Raw genomic sequence first — 20969 nt, 5'->3', positions numbered from 1 at the left:
TTAATAATTTCACCCTTGAACACAACTAACCATCAGGGTATTGCCCAAGATGGTTAATTGAATTTTCAGGTTAAGAAAGCTGCAAAGAGTTGTTAAATGCTAAGGCTTCTTGGGTTGCATAAAGCACGAGCCCCACACACCAAGAGTGAGATAACGTCAGCATCATTCCCTTTGGCTGAAAACAATTCGTATTATAAAAACGCTCGGTAACCATCCCTTTGTAAGCATTAAAATCGCCATCTTTCCTAGCGATGAACTGTAGGAAACAAGCAATATGATCACGTGTCCTGTCTAAGTAATAGGGATCATCTGTGTACTTCCATAATCGAAGCATCTCTGGAACACAAAATAGTCCATAATTATGTAAATGCTGGTTGGATGGTGAAGCCTGATCAGCACCTCGGGAACGAAAATCGTATTGATGCAGGAATGTGTGCTCAGGGAATGCCAAATTGTAGGTCCACCGGAACGTCATTAACCAATCAGCCGCATGTTTTGCAAGCTTTAACCATTTTTTGTTTTTGTCATTTTCATAGAGTAATACATAGGCAACCACGGCATTATAAGCGTCCTCAGATGTTGGTGTTAAATGGACATCCTCTGGAGCTCCATAAATGTATTCGTCTAGCACGAAATGCTCATAATAATGCCCCGCCTTTTCTGCCGCGAACCGATACTCTTCTTTTTCAAAAAAGTTACTTCCTTCAAGGAGTGAAGCAATCCATAAAATGCCGCCTGCTCCATCCCATTCTTCTACCTCACCTGTTTCAAAGTGGTAATAGGAACCGAAATTACCATCTGAACGTTGATGCTTCACGGCAAAGTCTAAATTGGATTGGACTGCTTTTTCCCAATCCGGATGACTTACCCCTGCTTCCTTTTCAAAGTTTAGGGCACGAACCAAAAACAAAGTTGCTTCAGAGATTGTTCTGGCTTGCAACCATGTATTCTTTGGGTTCCAACCAGTTCCCCAACCCTTTCCGAGCACCCATGACGCCCAAAATGTTCCACTCGGGGCAAGCGCCGAAGCTATATTATTCATAACATCAATGGCGGCATCAACATAGTGTTGATGTCCATTTTTTCTTCCATAGGTAAGCAAAGCGTAAGAATATGGTGCGCCGCTGACCCAGCCCACATGCATATGCGGACGGTCACCCATTCCTTTTACATTATTGTTAAACTCACGGTCAAACGCTGCCGTTTCTGCTAGAATGCTATGCTCAGGCATATAGTGCCAACGATACAAACCATGCGCTGTTAATTCTGATGCCTCCTCAAGACCCATCCAGGGATTTAAGGAATACTCTTGTTGATGCTGCCGATACATTTCACGGACAAATGGATCATATGAATGTAAATCAGGTGAAGCCGTATAGATCTTTACTTGTAAATGAATAGTTTCCCCTGGCTTAAATGTGTACAAAGATATATCCATTGGCTCTGGAATCGGTTCACCAACAAATGTAACCGGTTCTTCTTTATACGGGAAATTAACCCAGATTGATGTTTTCGAGTCATTTCCTCGGAACCCTAGACTTGTTAGCCCCACCTCACTCATTTCCTCTACACAAAGTGCACCGCACATTTCATCATTCCAGGCAAATATAGCTGGGAGAGCGGCACGGTCTGAACGAAAAGACCAATGGTCCGAAACCATCTCCTCATGATTGCCATCCTGGTAATCATATCTTGGATATTTTCGAGTATTATGCTCAAAGCGATTTTCTTTATAAAAAGCACCGGGAATCATCCAAGTTGGCTTTCCGCTGCCTGCTAAATCGGCATTAAACTGTAATCCATAATTGCCTGATGCTTCTTTATTATAGGTAACATTGAGATTAACTTGGATAAAGCCACAACCAGCTTGTTCATTCTTCCATTCCGATTCTACAGAGAAGTACTCTCCATTCCCCGAAATGTGGTACCCCCCAACAATTTCTTCAACTTTATCAATTTGAATTTTTCCTATATTTTTTTCTTCATTATATATATCGAGAAGTGAGTCAATTTGAAGGTATGCATTTCCACTCTCCCGTTCCGAAGAATAGACCTGTATTTCGGTTTGTTTCTTTACGTTTTCATGTATGTTGATAAATGTACCCACTGAAATCACACCTTTAGTTTGTAAAGTTCAATCAAGTTTTCTCTAAAAATCCTTCTAGCAAACTCTACTGCTTCTTTTTCTGTTAACATTTGATCTTGCACTTTCTCTACTAAGACGTCACCCACAATTTTTCGGGCAAGCTTTTGGTGTGCATAAGTTCCTTCAATAAAGTTGTAATCCCCACCAAAACCGAAAATTTTGTTTTGGGGAACCATTTCAATCATTTGATGAAGTATTTGCTTGGCAATTGTTGGAGAAATAGCATACACCCAAGTAAAATCTGCATAAACATTCGGATAATTTTTTACAATACTCAAATACTCCTGGTGGTACGGGATACCACAATGTAAAAGAACAAAATCAGCCTCAGGATATGCTGCCAGAAGCGGAATAAGATCCGTTACCTTCGAGTTTGTAATAATATTTCCATTACCCGAAACACTGGTTTCATGGTGTCCCGTATGAATTTGAATTGGTAATTCATATTTGATCGAGCATTGGATAATGTGATGAATTAAGTAATCTTGTAAAACGACCAATTCTTTTTGCGACATGGGTTCATTTATAATAGAAGAAAGCAGGGTATTAAAGCATTGTTCAGCCTCATGGAAGGTTGGCTTCATCGTTTTCAGCGTCCTCCAATAGGCATGGCCTAACTTAACAGCAACCATTCCTTCTTTAACAAATTTATATAATAAGGCATCAACTGCATGAAGATAATCCTGGAATGTTTGAACATTCTCGCCTATATGTTCTTCAATGACTTGTACATCCTTAATTGTTCTCAAATTAAAGGCATAGTCCAAAAACATGACGGGACGAAAAAGGGAAAAATCAACATTGGTTGTAAAAGGTAATGTAATGGCTAAATCAATTCCCGACTTTTCATTTAGAACCCTCTGATACCATGTATCATCATTTGTAGCGGCTAATACTTTTTCATTTAAAGCTAATATGCCATTAACAGACCAGTCATCCATTCCAAATAAATCGTGTACCGCTGTTTTTAATAATCGTGCATAGGTAGTATTTTTCGTTTTTTGATAATAAAGCAAAAATTGCTCTGCTTTCTCTTCCACACTTAATTTTGAGTTTTCGCTTAAAATTCCACGTTGCATCCCCGCAGTGATTAAGTCTGAATCTAAATAATGAAGAAGACCAAAGAAATCTACTTTATTTTTCTTTCGAATCTCCATTGGATCAATGTGTTCATGTCCATCGATGATGCGAATTTTGTTAATTTCTTCATGTATACTACTCATGGTACTGCTCCCTCCAAAGATAAAGGATGACTCAAAAGAATTCGCCCCCCTCTCTATCACGCCAGAGTGATTATTTCTTCTGGCGTGGCAGGGGCTGCCATTTCATTTTCAAGTCATCCTTTTCTTAAACAAACAACTAATTAGTCAACTTTAAGTTCAGGGAATGTATTCTTAACTTCTTTTTTGAAGTTCTTAATTACTTCCTTAATATCAGCATTACTTTTGACGCCTTGACCTGCAGCTTTTCTCCAAATACTTAACACTTCTTCACCATATTTGTCTGACTTATAGCCAGGAATATCTTTAACGGTTTCGTAATATGGCTTTAAAATATTTTGATCGCCAAACATCGGAGATTTGAATGTTTCTAAGTTGTCTTCATATACAGATAAAAGTCCTGGCATATTGCCTGTTGCTTCTAAATTGTGCTGTTGCCATTCTTTACTTGCAATAAACTCAATAAATTTATAAGCTAAATCTTTATTAGGAGATTTTTCATAGATTGAACGGTATGTTCCACCCATGTAAAATCCTTTTGGAGTTCTAGCAACACCAAACTTATCTTTCGCCTTATCATCTTTGTTATCAACCATGAAGCTTGCCCATGCAGGCATTGCTGATAAAACAACACTTCCATCATTAATGGCATTACCCCAGCCTGCAGAGAAGAATTCTAATTTCGCGTCCACATCATTATTAAAAATTTCTTTTTGTAATTCATAACTTTTCTTCCAAGCGGAATCGATTGTTAATTTTCCATCCTTTACCCATGGCTTTGTATTATAAGCTTCCATGTTATAGATATCGCCATAATGGGAAATTAAATGAACTTTTCCATTGCTGTCTTTATTTACTTTCTTACCTAATTCAATAATTTTGTCATAAGAATCGACCATTTCAGAGATTTTTTCTGGGTCATCTGTTCCTAAATATTTTTTTGCATTTTCTTTGATATACCAGAATCCTCCTGGTGAAGAATGATCTGAAATCGCTTTAACGTCACCCTTAGCATCTCTTCCTAAAGCTTGTACATAGGGAACATAATCTTTCACAATATCTTCCGCACCCATATCAGAAAGGTTTGTTGCATACTTTGAATTGATAAACTTATCAATATATCCTCTTTCTAAGTCAAAAATATCTGGGACATCTTTACCTGATTGAAGTACATTTAAAAGCTTTGTTTTATATTGATCACCAGGGAAGATTTTCACTTCCACTTCAGCATCCGGATATTTTTTCTCAAATTCTTTTGCCATGTCTTCTACTTGACCAAAGAATGTCCAAATGGTTATTTTACCTTCAACTTTATTGTCATTACTTTTTTTAACTGTACTTGATGCAGTCTCATCTTTTTTCGAACATCCCGCAAATAAGGATAAGACAAGGACAGCAGCGAATAGGATTGGAAGTATTTTTTTCATTATGGAATACAGCCCCTTTTTTTGATATAATGAAGGTCTAATGTTTTTCTTATCGTCCTCTTTAAGTGGCTAAGACCGTCAATTCTTTTACACTTAAACGTGAGGATAAGTTAAGCTTTTCTTCAGTGAGGGTTCATTCCTTCACTGAAGGATATTTTTGATCATGATGTATTACTGGACATCACCCCAATCAAGTGGTCACTATTATTTATCCTTTTAATGCTCCTGCAGTAACACCACTAATAATCTTTTTAGAAACGATAGAGAAGAAGATTAAGATTGGTATAACTGAGATAACAATCCCTACATACATTGCCCCAAAATCAGTTGAGAACTGAGACTTAACACTTGCAATCATTACTGGTAATGGCTGCAAGTCATTATCGAAAAGAATAATCATCGGTGTTAAGAAGTCATTCCACTTGCCAATGAATGAAAAGATTCCAAGAGTTGCCACCGCTGGCATTAATAATGGAAGCACCAACCGATGGAATATTTTAAGTTCACCACACCCATCTATTCTCCCTGATTCCAGAATTTCTGTCGGAACACTGGAATCACACATTTGTTTCATAAAGAAGATCCCAAACGCGTTTGAAATAGATGGAAGAATGATTGGCCAATAGGTGTTTAACATATTAAAGGAATCCATAAGCTTAAAAAATCCGATAATTCCTAATTGCCCTGGAATCATCATTGTTCCTAGGACGGCCATGAAAAGAATATTTTTACCTTTGTAATTGAATTTTGAGAATCCATAGCCTGCCAGCGCTGAGAAGTATAAACTTAATATGGTTGATGTAACAGTTATAAACACTGAATTAACAAAGCCTCGCCAAATTGGTACTGTATCCAACAACCGATTATAGTTATTCATAAACTCAGTGCCTGGAAGAAGTAATAATTTCCTGGCAATGTCTGAATTTGCGTGGGTCGAAGTGATCATCATACTATAAAAAGGCAGCAGACAGGTCATTGCGACTATTATCAAGAATACATATATCGCGAATTTACCTAACAATTTTTTAATATTTCTTTCTTTTATCGTTTTACTTTTACCTAATGAAATACTATTGTCAGCAATACTATTACTAGCTTTCATAAAGGATCCCCTTTCTTCTAAGCGGAAAGTCTCCTACTTTTTAAAGTAAAAAGTCATTTTACTGTTCAACTTTATTCATTTTTGAAAACTTAATAGATATTAATGAGAAGATTAATATTATGACAAAGATTGCGTAAGCGATTGCTGCTCCATAACTATAATCAAAGTTTTTGAAAGCTGTTTGGTATAAATACATAACCATTGTTAATGTTGAGTTATCAGGGCCATTACCTAACATTAATGGTGCGTCAAATAATTGCAGACCACCGATAATGGAAGTAATAAAGGTAAATAACAGTACCGGTTTTAACAAAGGCAAGGTAATTTTTGTAGCGATCTTCCAGCGTGACGCTCCATCCACTTCAGCTGCTTCATATAATTCAGGGGATATGGATTGAAGTCCGGCGATAAATACTAAAAGATTGAATCCAAAGTATTGCCACATAATTACTCCTGCAACAATAATCCTTGATAACCATGGACTATTTAACCAATTCACTGGATCGTCAATAAGCCCGATCCCCATCAATAACTTATTAACACTCCCCGTTTGCCAGTCAAACATTAAACTGAACAAAACCCCTAGTGTTATAGGTGTTACGATATGCGGAAAATAATAGACTGCTCGAAAGAAATGTTTCCCACGAATAAATTTTTCATTGAGAATCATCGCTAACAGTAGCGAAAGTACCAATTGAGGAACAATGGAAAGAATCCAGATAATTAATGTGTTCCCAATCGACTTAAAAAAGAAAGTATCGTGCAGTAATCGTGAATAGTTTGCTAAGCCCACAAAGACTGGGTCGGAGAAACCATCCCATTTTGTAAAGCTTAGATAGAGTGAATATATGATTGGTGTTAAGCCAAAAACTAGAAATGAAATGAAAAATGGAACCACAAAGTAGAAACCGTATTGAGATTTATTAATAGAATTTCTCATATTTTCACAGCCTTATATTCTTTTTTGTTACATCATTGAACATGTGTGATTTTCAGGAGTCAACTCCTATGTAGTAAACCTATCAATCTATTTTTCAACCAAATCGATTGATTTTTCTCTTGTTGAACTTAGTTGGATATTGGCTCAGATATTTTTCTGCAAGAATCGCGAATAATTAGTTTTGGTGTTAATAAATGTCGTTCAGAAAAATATTCGATCTTATTTTCCATTCTATTAAATAGTTCAATCGCTGCTTTTGTGCCCATTTCCATAAATGGTTGTTTCACTGTTGTCAATGAAGGATAAACCCAGCTTGACAGTGTAATATCGTCAAATCCAGTAATCGAAAAGTCGGTTGGGACGTTATATCCTCGTTCCTGAACCGCTCTTAATGCTCCAATCGCTGTTTCATCGTTTGAAGCAACAACTGCAGTGAAGTCTCCAGAATTTAATAATTGATTCATTGCCAGATATCCATCCTCATTTGACCAATCTGTCGAAACAATCAAATCTGTTTTAATATCTAATCCTAATAGTTCCATTGTTTCAAGATAGCCAGCTAAACGGCATTTTGTTGCCGCAGCATCTGAAGGTCCTGAAATATAAGCGATTTTTCGGTGGCCAATTCTATTAAGATATTTCACAAGCTCAGAAATACCGTAATAATTATCAACATCAACAGAGACTAAACCATCCACACCGGCAGAATCCCCAAAGACAACAACCGGGCAATCAGATTCCGCTAATTTCAATAAATCCTCTTTATCCCTTTTCCTGAAGCTGATTAAGATAATTCCGTCAACATGACCTTCATAATATAGATTTTGAAAATAAGATTCCTTGTAGTTATAAGAAGTCATACTGTAGAAAACACAATTAAAACCCTTTTCCTTTGCCACCTCTTCAATTCCTCTGAAGATCATCGGATAAAACATATTCGTAATACTGTCAACGACAATCCCAATGGTTTGCGTTTTATTTACAACCAATCTTCTTGCATTTTCATTACGATGATAGTTCAATTCTTTAATAGCTTTTTTTAGCGCTTCTTCTGTTTCTTTTTTTACTGGCTGGCCATTTAAATAACGAGATACAGTACTTTTTGAAGTATTGGCCAATCTAGCAACATCTATAATCGTAGAGCTCACATTTAAACCTCCTCACCCTTGCAAGAAAATTGGAACGTTCCCAATATAATGCAAAAATTTTTTAAAACTATTAAACATCTAAAACATTGATCCTGGTACGGCTCACTCTACCGTTTTGAAACGATCGTAGAAACAGCAAATCTCATACAGTTATTACCATCCTATCGATAGACTAACAGAACTACCAACAAGTAGGCAAGATGATAAACCCAATTACCATCTATAGAAACCGTTTACATTCAGTCGAAAAAATTTTTATTTCACCTTGCAACTGATCCCTATACAGTGTAATTCAATTGGCTTTAAGAAATAGCCCATTGAATTACACTTCACTTATCGGGAACGTTCCCAATTTGGTGCTAAATACTATCTAATCAAATTGTAAGCGCCTGTCTATCTTTTGTCAAACCAAAATATATAATTATCAGATATTATTTCTCGTCATTTTCATCCTTTATTGAAGAAGGTATTCTAGCAATCGTCCGATATATATACCACATCCAGATATAACTAATAATACTACCGCTAAAAAACAGAAAAAGAGCCGGTACTTTCATTGATAAAAAATAGAATAAATAGGTGATGATAAATAATCCTGCTGTTTTGAGTGGTGAGGCAAGACTAAATAAAAAACTATATTTTATATAGGCAAAAAACCTATATTCAAAGTGAACGAAAATCGGGAAAAAATAGATACATGTCGTGATAAATAAATAAGCAATCAATAATGTCATTATTTTCAATACCGTGCTGCTAATAGATACACCTATCGCAAAGTAGTGATAATCAAAATACAATAACCATCCAATTGCTGCTAGTATCAAACCAAGTCCATTTACTTTAAAAAATTCTATTTTATAGTTTTTCCAGAATGTTTTAAATACGGGTGTATCCACTTCTCCTATTACCCATTTGCGGATAACAGAAAACATAGCTGCTGTAGCGGGAAAAATCCCAAATACCCCTAACCCTAGTATCGTAAAAGCAATCCATAACAATTGGAGATACGCAAATTGCATGATCAGTTCGGTTATCCGATAGATAAACTGATGTATTCCTCTAGTTTTCATTGATCATCACCCTTTAAATATTTGGAGAATTAAAAATTACACCACTCATGCTCAGTATTAAAAATATTAACCTTTTGATTTTTCACAGCATTCTCAGCAAACAGATACATCGCTGCCGACCACGATTGGCCTGCATACCCCATAGGTCGTCCTGATTGTCCATGAAACCACTCAGTAAATTCCCATTCATCCTTCTTACCTGCTTTATTCATCTGAGCTAATTTCCCTATTTGATACTCTGCCTCCTCAAACCTTTTGGCCTGGATTAGCGCAGCAACATAGAAACCGCCAATAAATGGCCATGATCCGCCGTTATGATAATGATGCGGCAAATTAAGATTTCGAACCCGATAGTAATCCCGCCAATCCTTTTCACCTTCGCGAATCGCTGGATACAAGGCTTGTACCGGATAAGGCTCATTGATTCCGCAACCATGGATATAATCCAATATTTTATTTGCTTTATCTTCATCAGCAATTCCAAAGACAATCGCCAGTAAGTTTGCGAGTGTATCAAATCGGTCAGCATAATCGCGAAACCCCATATATGGTAAATAAAATGGTCTTTCCACTAATTCCGTTTCGACGCGCTTGATTGGATATATCCATTCTTTCCGTTCTTTTTTAACCCAATCCATTTTCTCCTGATTTTCTGGGGTTATCCACAAAAGGATATTAATCTTCTTTTTTACATCCTTAGCATTGTCATAATAATAGCTTGAAGGAATATCTAGCGCATCTGCCATATGTCCCATGCACTTCCATGCAGCAGCATATAAAACATTATCAAATAGAACATTATAGCGGTTTGCAAATAAATCAGCCCAGTCCATTGCTTCGTGAACTTCCAATAAACCGCACTCATTTGAATCTTGATATCGAAGCCATAGCAATGCCCTTTCTAAATTGCCCCACCATTTTTGTAAAAACTCTTTGTCCTTCATTTCTATATAGTACGAGTAATGGCCAATGATATACCAAATGTTGCCGTCAACACACCCTGCATGAATGGAATCTTCCACAGCTTGACCGTTTTCACCCTCATTCTCTAATTTACCACCGTGTGCGATTAAAGCTGGGTCAGCAACATTCGGAAATCCAACATTATGTGGAATTTTTCCTAGTTCACTTTGGAAACGACCCAATGTTTCCAATGACCTGCGGTGCACCATCTGCCCCATGTCATTATCACAAACTAAAAGACCGAGTCCACAGATCATACTGTCTCTTGCCCAGACTTGTTGGTAAGCGGTACTTGATCCGAGCAGACCAAGCTCTCCCCCGTTCTGTAACAGAATTTTCTCAGCTTTTTCTCTTCCTATTTCAACTATTTTAGCTTCCATCTCAAAGTTCCCCCCCTAGATTTTCAATTAAATTTGTTTCATAAATTGGCTCTTCAGGATTTTTCGGGATGCATAATGTTTTGATTTCCAATGGCCCAAAGTGCAGTTCGAATGATCTACCCCAGTTTTTCAATTCTACTTTTGCAACCGTTTCTGCATTATTCATTTCAAATAAACGAATAATCAAGTCATCATGATTCTCGGCTTTCTTTAAAGCAGAAAGAATAATGTTTGGTTGATTAATCGAAATAAATGAATCTTCTTGCGGCAGTGAACCCTTATGGTAGGTTTCAATAATCAATTGCGGTTTTTGATTTAATTCTAGTGCATGCTTTACAGTTTCAGCTTCTTCCCAACTGTTTTCATGTGGTAACAATTGATACGTAAAAGTTTGAATCCCTTGATCAATAATCGGGTAGTCTTCGTCCTTGTCAGGGATAAATGGTGCATGGTGTGCATAGATTGGGCTCCTTAAAACCGTTAAGTTGATCGTGTTTCCTTTCACATCGACCCCATATTTCCCGTCATTAAGAATGCTTAGGCCGTAAATATCTTCCCTGTGTTTGCTGATTGTCCCCGTTATATCAATCCAATTTTGCATTGGTTTTTCGTTTCCATCCGACTCACGAGAAGTATGCCCAAATGGAATTTCATAGGTGGCATTCCGCTGATTAAAACTTACAGGAAACTTGATTTTTAACGTTTGATAGCTTTCTTGCCAGTTTACTTTTACTTTGACTTCAATCTTATTGGAATGTTTATACATGATAAAATCTTGAACTATCATTGAAGATTGAAACTTTGATGTCACCCGGATAACGCCTCTTACCGGTCCTTCTTCAAGCTTCTTAATTCGAACGGGCTTGAATTCGCCTGCAAACTCATCAAATCGTAGTGTCCCATGTCCCCATGTATCAGAAGAATCATTCATTACAACAGGAATAGCTGCGTCATTCTTAAATACTTCAATTTGCTTGACTTTGTCAAATAAGCTGCTAATTCCACCGGAATCTGGATCAATAACAAGCCTGAAGCGATCGTTTTCCATTTCACAGTCTGTAACTTTTACTGTATCAAACTCATTTGCAGGCTTAACCGCACGAAGTTTATAGGTGCTATAACCTAGTGGCGGAAGCGCTGCCAAAAATACCACTCTTTTTCGATTTGGAATTTTTGCTACTGGATCAACAATTTGGTATGGTATTTCATTTCCATTTACATCTTCGATTATGAACTCTTCTGGAAGTAAGTAATTTACAAACAATCCATCCTCAAGTTCAACATTCACCTTCACCGGCCATGAATGTTGATTAAAGATAACGATTGGCTTCATGCCTTTTTCTTCTTCAATATCAATATTCCAACTCAATGATTGTAAAGCGTAATTCATATTTCTTGAAGAGATGCTGATTGATTCCCCATATAAATCTCTTGCATCATCATACGCTGATTCAATGCTTGTTCCTGCTAAAATATCATGAAACTGATTAAATAAAATCCCCTTCCAAGCTTGGTTCATATCCTCTGGGTATACTTGTCCGGTTGTCCAGTTTGCAATCGATGAAAACTTTTCAGCCATAATTGTAAGATTCTCAGAATATCTATTTAGCCTTTTTACTTCCGAATGAACAGAATAACAACCAACGGCATGGTGGAGCAGGTCATCATGAACAACAGGAAGCTGGTCCTTCAGACTTTCCACATGGTCGAAAAAGTCATTTGGTGAGCTAAAGACAAGATTTGTATCTTCGATCGATCCATTTAATTTTTCAATAATCTCAATGTTTTCCTTGGTCGGTCCACCCCCGTGATTACCAACACCATAAAAGCACATTAAGTTGTTAAAAGAATGTTTCAGCTCTGTTTTGCAATGCATTAAATGGTTTTCGAGATGGTCAAATGTACAATACTCAAAAGGAATACGAAAGGCTTTTACCCGCGAACCATCCTTAGATTCCCACAAAAACAAACGGCTTGGAAGTCCTTTTTCCTCTGGCCCCGGTCTCATAAATACGTAGGAATCCATCCCGGATTTCTTTAATATTTGCGGAAGCATTCCATTATGTCCAAAGCTGTCAACATTGTAGCCAACCGTTGCAGTCACACCGAACTTTTCTTTAAAATAATTTTGACCAATTAAGCCTTGGCGGACAAATGACTCACCACTTGGAATATTACAATCTGGTTGGATCCACCAACCGCCACAGATGATCCATCTGCCTTCTTGAATCCTCGCCTTGATTTCCTCAAACATCTTCGAATCATTTTTTTCAATCCATTCATAATAAGCTGCTGAACTGGATGTGAAAATAAAATGCTCATATTCTTTCAAACGATCGAGTGCCGAACGAAATGTCGCCTTCACTTCTTGAAAGCCTTCCTGCCAGCGCCAAAGCCAAACGGGGTCTAGATGGGCATTTCCAATCATAAACATATTCTTCATATAGAATTTCCTCCTGATTGATTGATAATCTTAGTTGCATTACTTTTATGTTTTTTAGTTTTAACTGCCTCTAGTAATCGCAAAAACAACGCTTACATTTTATTTACTTACGATTGGATTTATTATAGCATCTCAATCTTTGTTTGTGTACCCAATAAACTAAGTATTGTAACTTATTCACCCATAAGGAAACGTTGGCACTATTTAAAAAAATAAAAAAGACAGGAGGAGCTTCAAACTTAAAGCTCCTTCTGTCTTTTTTTAATTAACGATAAATAATGTCATTCCAACGTAATTCGTTATTGAATGCATTTGTGTTCGTGTCATTATTAATAACAACCATTTCGATTCCAGCTAGTTCTGCAAAGTCTCTTAGTTGTTCTGTTGTTACTTTATATGAGAATCCAGTATGGTGGGCTCCGCCAGCTTGGATCCAATTCTCAACAGCTTGACTTAAAGATGGCTGAGTTGTCCATAATACTCTAGCAACGGGGAGATTAGGCATATCTTTCTCTGGCTGCACTGCATCCACTTCATTTACTAGGAGACGGAAACGATGTCCAAGGTCAACAATGGAGGCATTTAAGGCCGCGCCGCCTCTTCCATCAAATACAATTCTCGCAGGATCTTCTTTACCGCCGATTCCAAGCGGATGTACCTCAATTTTAGGTCGAGTAGCTGAAATAGATGGGCATACCTCAAGCATATGGGCACCAAGTACCATTTCATTTCCAGGCTCAAAATGATATGTATAATCTTCCATGAAGGATGTCCCTTCATTGCCTGCAATGATTTTCATCAATCTTACAAGCGCTGCTGTTTTCCAGTCTCCTTCACCAGCAAAACCATAGCCTTGTTCCATTAAACGCTGAGCGGCAAGACCAGGAAGTTGGTTTATTCCGTGTAAATCTTCAAAAGTGGTCGTAAATGCAGTATAGCCTCCCTCAGTTAGGAATGCTTTCATACCAAGTTCAATTCTTGCTTGATATCGGATAGAATCTCTAACTGGACCATCAGTTAGTCCTTCAGGAGTAATATCATATTGCTCTTCATATTCAGCCATTAACTGATCAATTTCTTGTTCCGTTACATCATTCATGCGTTGAACTAAGTCACCCACTCCGTAACCATTAACTGTCCAGCCAAATTTGATTTGCGCTTCTACTTTGTCACCCTCTGTTACGGCTACTTGGCGCATGTTATCACCAAATCTCGCAACCTTTAAGTTTTTGCTTTCCTCAAAAGCAACTGCTGTTCTCATCCAGCTGCCAACACGTTCTTTAACATCTTGGTTTTCCCAATGACCTACAACAACCTTACGCTTTACTTTTAGGCGGCTGGCGATGAATCCATGCTCACGGTCGCCGTGTGCGGCTTGATTTAAATTCATGAAATCCATATCGATAGAATTCCATGGGATATCACGGTTAAATTGAGTAGCTAAATGTAGATAAGGCTTTTGAAGGGCAGACAGACCTGCAATCCACATTTTTGATGGTGAGAATGTATGCATCCATGTAATAATTCCTGCACAATTTTCATCTGCATTGGCCTCTAGGATCAGTTTGCGGATCGAATCAGAATCCTTTACTACAGATTTAAAAACTAATTTATAAGGTACAGCAGAATCGTCGTCCAAACCATTTACGATAGTTTTTGAATTCTCTTCTACTTGTCGCAGTACATCTTCTCCATATAATAATTGACTTCCTGTTACAAACCAAAATTCATAAGCTTTTGTAGTTAACAAGGTAATTCCTCCTAGAGTAAATGAAATATATTTTTATATCAGATTAATTATGAATATTTTATTATTAGCCATCCGTACAAGTCACCTCGGAAAGAGTCATAAAATTGTTGCTGTCTCTATTACCTACTTTTGGCCGTAATAGGCATTCACACCATGCTTGCGAAGATAGTGTTTATCTAGCAGAAATTGGTCAATAGGTTTCATTTGTGGGTTAAGCTGGAACGTGTTTAACGCCATTTTAGCTACTTCCTCTAGAACCACAGCATTGTGAACAGCTTGGCTTGCATTTTCCCCCCAGCTAAAAGGAGCATGGCCTGATAATAAAACTCCAGGCATAGATACCGGGTCAAGTCCTTCTTTTTCAAAGGTTTCAATAATTACATTACCTGTTTCAAGTTCGTATCCACGTTCAATTTCCTCTTGGGTCAAGGTACGTGTACAAGGAATTGCCCCATAAAAGTAATCAGCATGCGTCGTTCCAAGTGCAGGAATTGCTTGCCCTGCCTGAGCCCAGCTTGTAGCCCATGGTGAATGAGTATGAACAATTCCGCCAATTTGACTAAAAGCCCGGTATAGCGCAAGATGAGTTGGAGTATCAGAAGAAGGTCTTAATGTTCCCTCTATGATTCTTCCATTTAAATCTAAAACAACGAGATCATCTATTTTCAACTCTTCGTAAGGAACACCACTTGGCTTAATAACAACAAGACCTTGCTCACGATCAATCCCACTTACATTACCCCAAGTAAAAGTTACCAACCCATGTTCTGGCAGCTGCAAGTTAGCTGCTAAAACCTCTTTTTTTAATCGTTCTAACATACAGTTTCCTCCCTTTTTTCCAAGGAGCTTTCTTTTTTAATCTTTTTCAAGGTTTTCATGACATTGTTTTCACCTCTGCCAAAATAATCATAAAGGCGGGCATATTCGTTGAAAAGTTGATCATACACTTTTGCATTAGCTTTAATTGGCTGGTAGATGTAATCTTTTACACTGCCCATATCTTTGGCAGCATCTGTAATGCTGTCGTAACCGCCGCGGTCTTTTCCTGCTGCAACTGCACCAAACATCGCTGATCCAAGAGCAGGTGTTTGTGAAGAAGCAGAAATCTTAATATCCATATTTAATACATCCGAATAAATTTGCATCATCATCGCATTTTTCTCAGCAATTCCTCCAGCAGCATAAACCTCATTTACTGGAACTCCATTGTTGCGGAAAGTTTCAACAATCATTCGTGTACCGTAGGCTGTTGCTTCAATTAATGTACGATAGATTTCCTCTGGCTTTGTTAAAAGAGTCGCACCTAGGAGAACACCTGTAAGATCCGCGTCAACAAGAGTAGAGCGGTTACCGTTCCACCAATCTAACGCGAGGAGGCCGCTTTCACCAACTTGTAATTGATTTGCTTTTTCTGTTAATAGGTGATGGATGTTTACTCCTTTTTCTTCTGCTTCTTCATGGTAGCTTGCAGGGACACAGTTTTCGGTAAACCATTCGAAATGGTCGCCTACACATGATTGACCTGCTTCATACCCCATAAATCCAGGGATTACACCATCCTCAACCACACCACACATACCCGGAACAATCTTTTCTTCTTCACCTAGCAAGATATGACAAGTTGAGGTTCCCATAATCATTAACAATTTACCTGGCTCAGTAATACCTACTGCTGGGACGGCAACGTGAGCGTCAACATTAGCGACAGCTACTGCTGTACCTGGATTCAAACCTGTTAACTTTGCCGCTTTTATAGTAATTTCCCCTGCTTTAGACCCAATTGGGACAATCTTAGTTGATAGTTTTTCTTCGACTACATTTTCCAAACGTGGATCAAGCGCCTTGAAAAATTCATTGGATGGGTATCCCTCTTGTTTATGCCAGATAGCTTTGTATCCAGCTGTACAACTGTTTCGATTTATTTCTCCTGTCAACTCAGAAATAACCCAATCTGTCGCCTCTAATATTTGGTCAGCTGCTTCATAAATTTCAGGTGCTTCATTTAAAATCTGCCATACTTTTGGCAGCATCCATTCAGAAGAAATCTTTCCGCCATAACGCTGTAAAAACTTTTCTCCGCGCGCTTCAGCAATTTCATTTAAGCGATTCGCTTCATCTTGAGCTGCATGATGTTTCCAAAGCTTTACATAGCTGTGAGGGTGGTTCCTAAATTCCGCATTGAAACACAATGGTGTTCCATATTCATCAATTGGGAGGACCGTACAAGCAGTAAAGTCAATCCCTAAGCCGATTACATCATCAGCAGAAATTTCCGCTTTCTTTAATACTTCTGGAATAGTAACCTGTAATACTTCAAGATAATCATTCGGATGCTGCAAAGCCCAGTCATGTTCTAACTTCGTGATCCCATCAGGTAAAAACTCATCCATTACCCCATGAGTATAATCTTTTACAGCAGTGGCTACTTCTTTACCGCTCCCAACCTCAACAAGCACAGCTCTTCCTGATTGCGTTCCATAATCTACTCCTATCGTATACATAGCCATTAAATTCACCTGTCCTTTAGAATACGTTTACAAAACTAGTTTCTATTTAATTAATTCTATAAAAATATAATTCTATTTTTCATTTTTATGCGTACAGGTTTAAAATAAGAAACTTGAAATCCTTATTATTGATCCTTACAAGATATCTGAAATTCCCTCACTTGTACGTATAACTTTAATTAAATTTTACCACCTATCTGATTTTTTTCAATGCTATTTTGTAATTAATTCATTATTTCTTGAAAAAAGTTATTAAATTTTGAAGAGAATATAAAATAAAAAAAACACCCTATTTGATCAATTTCTGAAATCATAATAGGGTGTTTTTTCACTTAAAATACGAATGTATTAAATGAAGAAGGTTCTAATGTAACTTTATATCTTTCAATTCCTTCTCCGATACAAAGTTCACGTTGATTTTCAAACGGATTTGAAATAACAACTATTCTTGAGCCATCCGGATTTCTAAATGCAACTGCATTTCCAGTCCATGGACCATTTGTTTCAATCCTAACCGCACCAGGTTTAATAAAATGAGAGAAATGCTTCATCACATAAAACTCTGGATTACAAATGACTTCCTTTGTTTCAGGATCTACGGTAATCATAGAATTTTGTTCCCATCCCCAAGTGCTTCGGCCAAACGGTTCCAAGACCATGTTCCAATAAACATAAGAGTTTGCACCATTCACGAAGTAATGTCGAAACAAATTATAGACGTATTGAGCATATTCCCACGTGTTTTTTCCATCTCCACATTCATTTTCTGTCTGCATGTAACGTAGTTCTGGATAGCTCTGTACCGTTTGTTGTATGGCATACTTTCCTGCCCATTGATAGCCGACACCTTTAATGTATTTATAAGCCTCAGGGTCACTTAGGACCGAATTTGCCAGTTGATCATAATCAGATGCTGATTTTTGAAATAATTCATTGACAATTCCATTAATGGTTCCTAGCCATATTTCCGTGTCTAGTCCATGTCGTTCAAAAGCTGGACCTAAATAATCAGAAATGAATTCACGAAGCTGCTCGCCGGTCCAAACACATGAAGGAAATTTCTGATCAGCAACCACTTCGTTTTGGACATGGATTTGGTCAATCTTAATACCCTCTTGTTTGTAAGCCTCTACAAACTTTACAAAGTATAAAGCATACGCCTCCAAAACTTCCTTTTCCCAGCGCAGTTTTCCATAGTTGTATGCTTTAGGGAACTTCATCCATGTTGGAGGGCTCCATGGGGATGCGAACAATTTCATGTTAGGATTACGTTTCAACGCTTCTTTTATAAATGGAATCAAATACTGTTGATCCCTTTCGATATTAAAATGCTCCATATGATAATCATTATCTACTTCGTTGTGACTATACCATTCTAGTGCGTAGTCACTTGCCCCAATTGGAAGCCTGCAGATTTCGAACTTACATTCACCATTTGGATCAAACAATGCATCATACACTTTATTTCTGTCTTCTTCTGTCAAATGTTGGAGAGCGGTAAGTCCCAATTCATTAAAGCAGCCGCCAAAACCATCTATAGTCCGTCCAATCTGATCCGTCAAGGTCAAATTGAGTGAACCTGATTCGGTTTGAAAAACCGTCGTCTCTTTCCAACCACCTAGCTTTGTTGTTGAAAACCAATGTATTTGCTTGTTATTCATTTTAGTAGTTTCCTTTCTTCCGCCTCTTGGTCTTCCTCGATAATGATAACTCCCCAAGGTTCTAAATCCATTGTTTGACCTATATTCACTGCTCTTTCTGTCAACAGTTCCAAACCTTCGTTATGGGGATACTTAAAGACTTTCGTTTCATCAGAATAATTAAAGTAATAATGAAGCATCTTGCCATTTTGATTGATTCCAGATTTAATGATTAATGGAAAGGCTAAATCTTGGTTTACTCCCCATAAGCCAGCCTTTTTAACAGCCTGTTCAAGTACTTTTTTCATAATGACTGCACTTGGTATACAACCAATGTAGGTTGTACTACCCATACCGTATTGATTTTCAGTGATGGCAGCATATTTACCCCATTGTAGGTGGTCATAGTAAGCAAGAACCTCTGCGGTTGTTGGCGTAATTAGCTCCATCCATGTTTCCACAAAATTATTTTCTTCGCCTACCTGAAAAGGATCATTTCTTAGTGAAACATTTTTCGGCTCAACAAACATATTGTAATAAATACCACAAGCTTCATTTATGATGCCTGGTTGATGTGAAGTTCTTACCTTAACATTTTCATCCGTAAAACCACTCTTAAAGGTATAAACAATATGTCCGCCGTTTTTAACAAATTCGTTTAATCGTTCTAATAGATTATTGGAAGCAGTATACAATGCGGGTACCACTAACATCGAATAGTCCCCAAGATTTTCACTAGTTGGATTCAAAAAATCGCAGCCAATATTCAATTTGTATAACTCATCATACATCAGTCGAACAATGTCATTGTAGTTTTTAGAGGTTGATTGATTAAATTTAAACCAATTTAAGGCGGTTAACGACTCATTGCTAACTAGAATCGCAACTTTATTTTTTTTCTTTAAGTTAACTAGATGAGGAGAAAGTCTTTCGAAATCCTTTCCAATTGTCTTCGCTTCATTGTATACAGGATTGGGTTCAAAATCATGACTTAATAAACCTTTCCAATATGTTTCAAAAGAGTTATGGATGGAATGCCAATGCCAGTAGGCTACCATATTTGCCCCAGAAGCAAGATGACTAAATGCCTGCAATCTTAGTTGACCAGGGTATGGAGTCCAGTTAGTAAAAGCTTGAGCCTCAGTTTCTATTACTAAATAATTCTTTCCCTTTGTGGATCTGGCAACATCGCCTCCAAAAGAAATTTCAACTCCTGTTAGATCGTCTTGTGAAGGATGGTAAATATCCACTCCGGTTATATCGAAGGCTCTTGAAGCTTCAAAGTGGTCTACATTCGGTTGGATTCCGTAGGAGTATCCTCTCCATTCAAAGTCAAAATTTTGTGTGACAAACTGACTGGAATGCTTATATTCATTAACAATGGATACTTGCCAGCTAAGGAAATCAGTGACTAGCTTTCGTTGAAACTTAGAAAACTCCGATCCAAGGCTGCCATTAATAGTTCCAACAACGGAGGGAAAGTCCTCCCAGCTGTTTATCCGGTTGCTCCAATAATCGAGACCAAATTTCTCATTTAGACTTTCAATTGTCTTGAATTTTTCCTTCATATATTTTACGAATAATAGTTGGACATTCGGTCCTGCTGTATTATAATGCTTCGTTTCATTATCAGTTTGGTAACCAATTACCGCAGGATGATCTTTTACATGACCAATCAACTTTCGGATGATTCTTTCTGAATAAAAAAGATAGCTAGGATTGGTAATATCCATAATCTGGCGAGCGCCATATCGGCCTGGTCCATTTGGGGTTACCGCTAACACATCTGGGTGTTCCTTGACCATCCAGGTGGGAACAGCATAGGTTGGTGTTCCCACAATAACCTTGATTCCAGCATTGTGCATCGCATCAAGTACCCGATCCACTGATGTAAAATCGAAAACCCCGTTTTGTGGTTCATGGGTACTCCAGGTCGATTCGGCAATCCGAACTACATTGATTCCAGCATCCTTCATCATCTGAATATCTTTATCTAAACGGTCGTATGGCATGTATTCATTGTAATATGCTACCCCGTATAACAATTGTTGCATTAGGTAAACCCCTTCCAGTTAATCTATTAATCATTTGCTTTATTAATTTATATGGCTCTGTTAAACTTGTCTGTTGATTTCCGCTCCATGCGCTTCGCTTTCCGCGGGCGTCCCGGGGAGCCTCCTCGGCTCAAAGCGCCTGTGGGGTCTCCCCTGCCCCGTACTCCCGCAGGAGTCTC

At 37.8% G+C, this 20969-nt stretch carries 14 protein-coding genes; all 14 read right to left on the bottom strand.

The features are described from left to right. Positions 1 to 70: 70 nt before the first annotated feature. Positions 71 to 2107, bottom strand: coding sequence for a hypothetical protein (locus QF028_RS02035; protein WP_429463800.1), 2037 nt, complete (start codon positions 2105 to 2107; stop codon positions 71 to 73). A 5-nt stretch (positions 2108 to 2112) separates the two neighbouring features. Then, on the bottom strand, positions 2113 to 3369 hold the full coding sequence (locus tag QF028_RS02030) for an amidohydrolase family protein (protein ID WP_429463798.1): 1257 nt from the start codon (positions 3367 to 3369) through the stop codon (positions 2113 to 2115). Between the two features lie 140 nt (positions 3370 to 3509). After that, entirely contained in the window at positions 3510 to 4793 is a 1284-nt protein-coding gene (locus QF028_RS02025; protein WP_429463797.1) for an ABC transporter substrate-binding protein, read from the bottom strand. A gap of 208 nt (positions 4794 to 5001) precedes the next feature. After that, a complete protein-coding gene (locus QF028_RS02020; protein ID WP_429463795.1) occupies positions 5002 to 5895 on the bottom strand; it encodes a carbohydrate ABC transporter permease in 894 nt (297 codons plus the stop codon). Between the two features lie 58 nt (positions 5896 to 5953). Then, positions 5954 to 6835 (bottom strand): carbohydrate ABC transporter permease, encoded by an 882-nt coding sequence (locus QF028_RS02015; RefSeq protein WP_098930725.1) that lies wholly within the window; start codon positions 6833 to 6835, stop codon positions 5954 to 5956. 128 nt (positions 6836 to 6963) lie between these two features. Further along, a complete protein-coding gene (locus QF028_RS02010; protein ID WP_429463792.1) occupies positions 6964 to 7983 on the bottom strand; it encodes a LacI family DNA-binding transcriptional regulator in 1020 nt (339 codons plus the stop codon). A 431-nt stretch (positions 7984 to 8414) separates the two neighbouring features. Continuing rightward, on the bottom strand, positions 8415 to 9053 hold the full coding sequence (locus QF028_RS02005) for a YesL family protein (protein ID WP_429463790.1): 639 nt from the start codon (positions 9051 to 9053) through the stop codon (positions 8415 to 8417). A gap of 29 nt (positions 9054 to 9082) precedes the next feature. Continuing rightward, positions 9083 to 10396 carry an amylo-alpha-1,6-glucosidase gene (locus QF028_RS02000; RefSeq protein WP_429463788.1) on the bottom strand — a complete coding sequence of 438 codons (1314 nt, stop codon included), beginning with the start codon at positions 10394 to 10396 and terminating at the stop codon, positions 9083 to 9085. Position 10397: 1 nt separating this feature from the next. Further along, the gene (locus QF028_RS01995) at positions 10398 to 12839 is read right to left on the bottom strand and encodes an alpha-mannosidase (RefSeq protein ID WP_429463786.1); all 2442 of its coding nucleotides are present in this window, start codon (positions 12837 to 12839) and stop codon (positions 10398 to 10400) included. Between the two features lie 265 nt (positions 12840 to 13104). Continuing rightward, positions 13105 to 14589, bottom strand: a complete 1485-nt coding sequence (gene araA, locus QF028_RS01990) for an L-arabinose isomerase (RefSeq protein WP_429463784.1) — start codon at positions 14587 to 14589, stop codon at positions 13105 to 13107. Positions 14590 to 14712: 123 nt separating this feature from the next. Further along, complete coding sequence (gene araD, locus QF028_RS01985; RefSeq protein ID WP_429463782.1) at positions 14713 to 15408, bottom strand: L-ribulose-5-phosphate 4-epimerase; 696 nt, start codon at positions 15406 to 15408, stop codon at positions 14713 to 14715. Further along, the gene (gene araB / locus QF028_RS01980) at positions 15402 to 17096 is read right to left on the bottom strand and encodes a ribulokinase (RefSeq protein WP_429463781.1); all 1695 of its coding nucleotides are present in this window, start codon (positions 17094 to 17096) and stop codon (positions 15402 to 15404) included. Before araB ends, araD begins: the two co-directional genes overlap by 7 nt. Before the next feature lie 332 nt (positions 17097 to 17428). Further along, positions 17429 to 18757, bottom strand: coding sequence for a glycoside hydrolase family 30 protein (locus tag QF028_RS01975; protein WP_429463779.1), 1329 nt, complete (start codon positions 18755 to 18757; stop codon positions 17429 to 17431). Next, positions 18754 to 20790 (bottom strand): beta-galactosidase, encoded by a 2037-nt coding sequence (locus QF028_RS01970; RefSeq protein WP_429463777.1) that lies wholly within the window; start codon positions 20788 to 20790, stop codon positions 18754 to 18756. Before QF028_RS01970 ends, QF028_RS01975 begins: the two co-directional genes overlap by 4 nt. Positions 20791 to 20969 lie beyond the last annotated feature (179 nt).

It is taken from the genome of Neobacillus sp. B4I6, from assembly GCF_050434045.1.
In the GTDB taxonomy this organism is placed as follows: Bacteria; Bacillota; Bacilli; order Bacillales; family Cytobacillaceae; genus Neobacillus.
The sequence above is the reverse complement of the archived record's forward strand: the minus strand, read 5'-3'. Positions and strand labels throughout refer to the sequence as shown.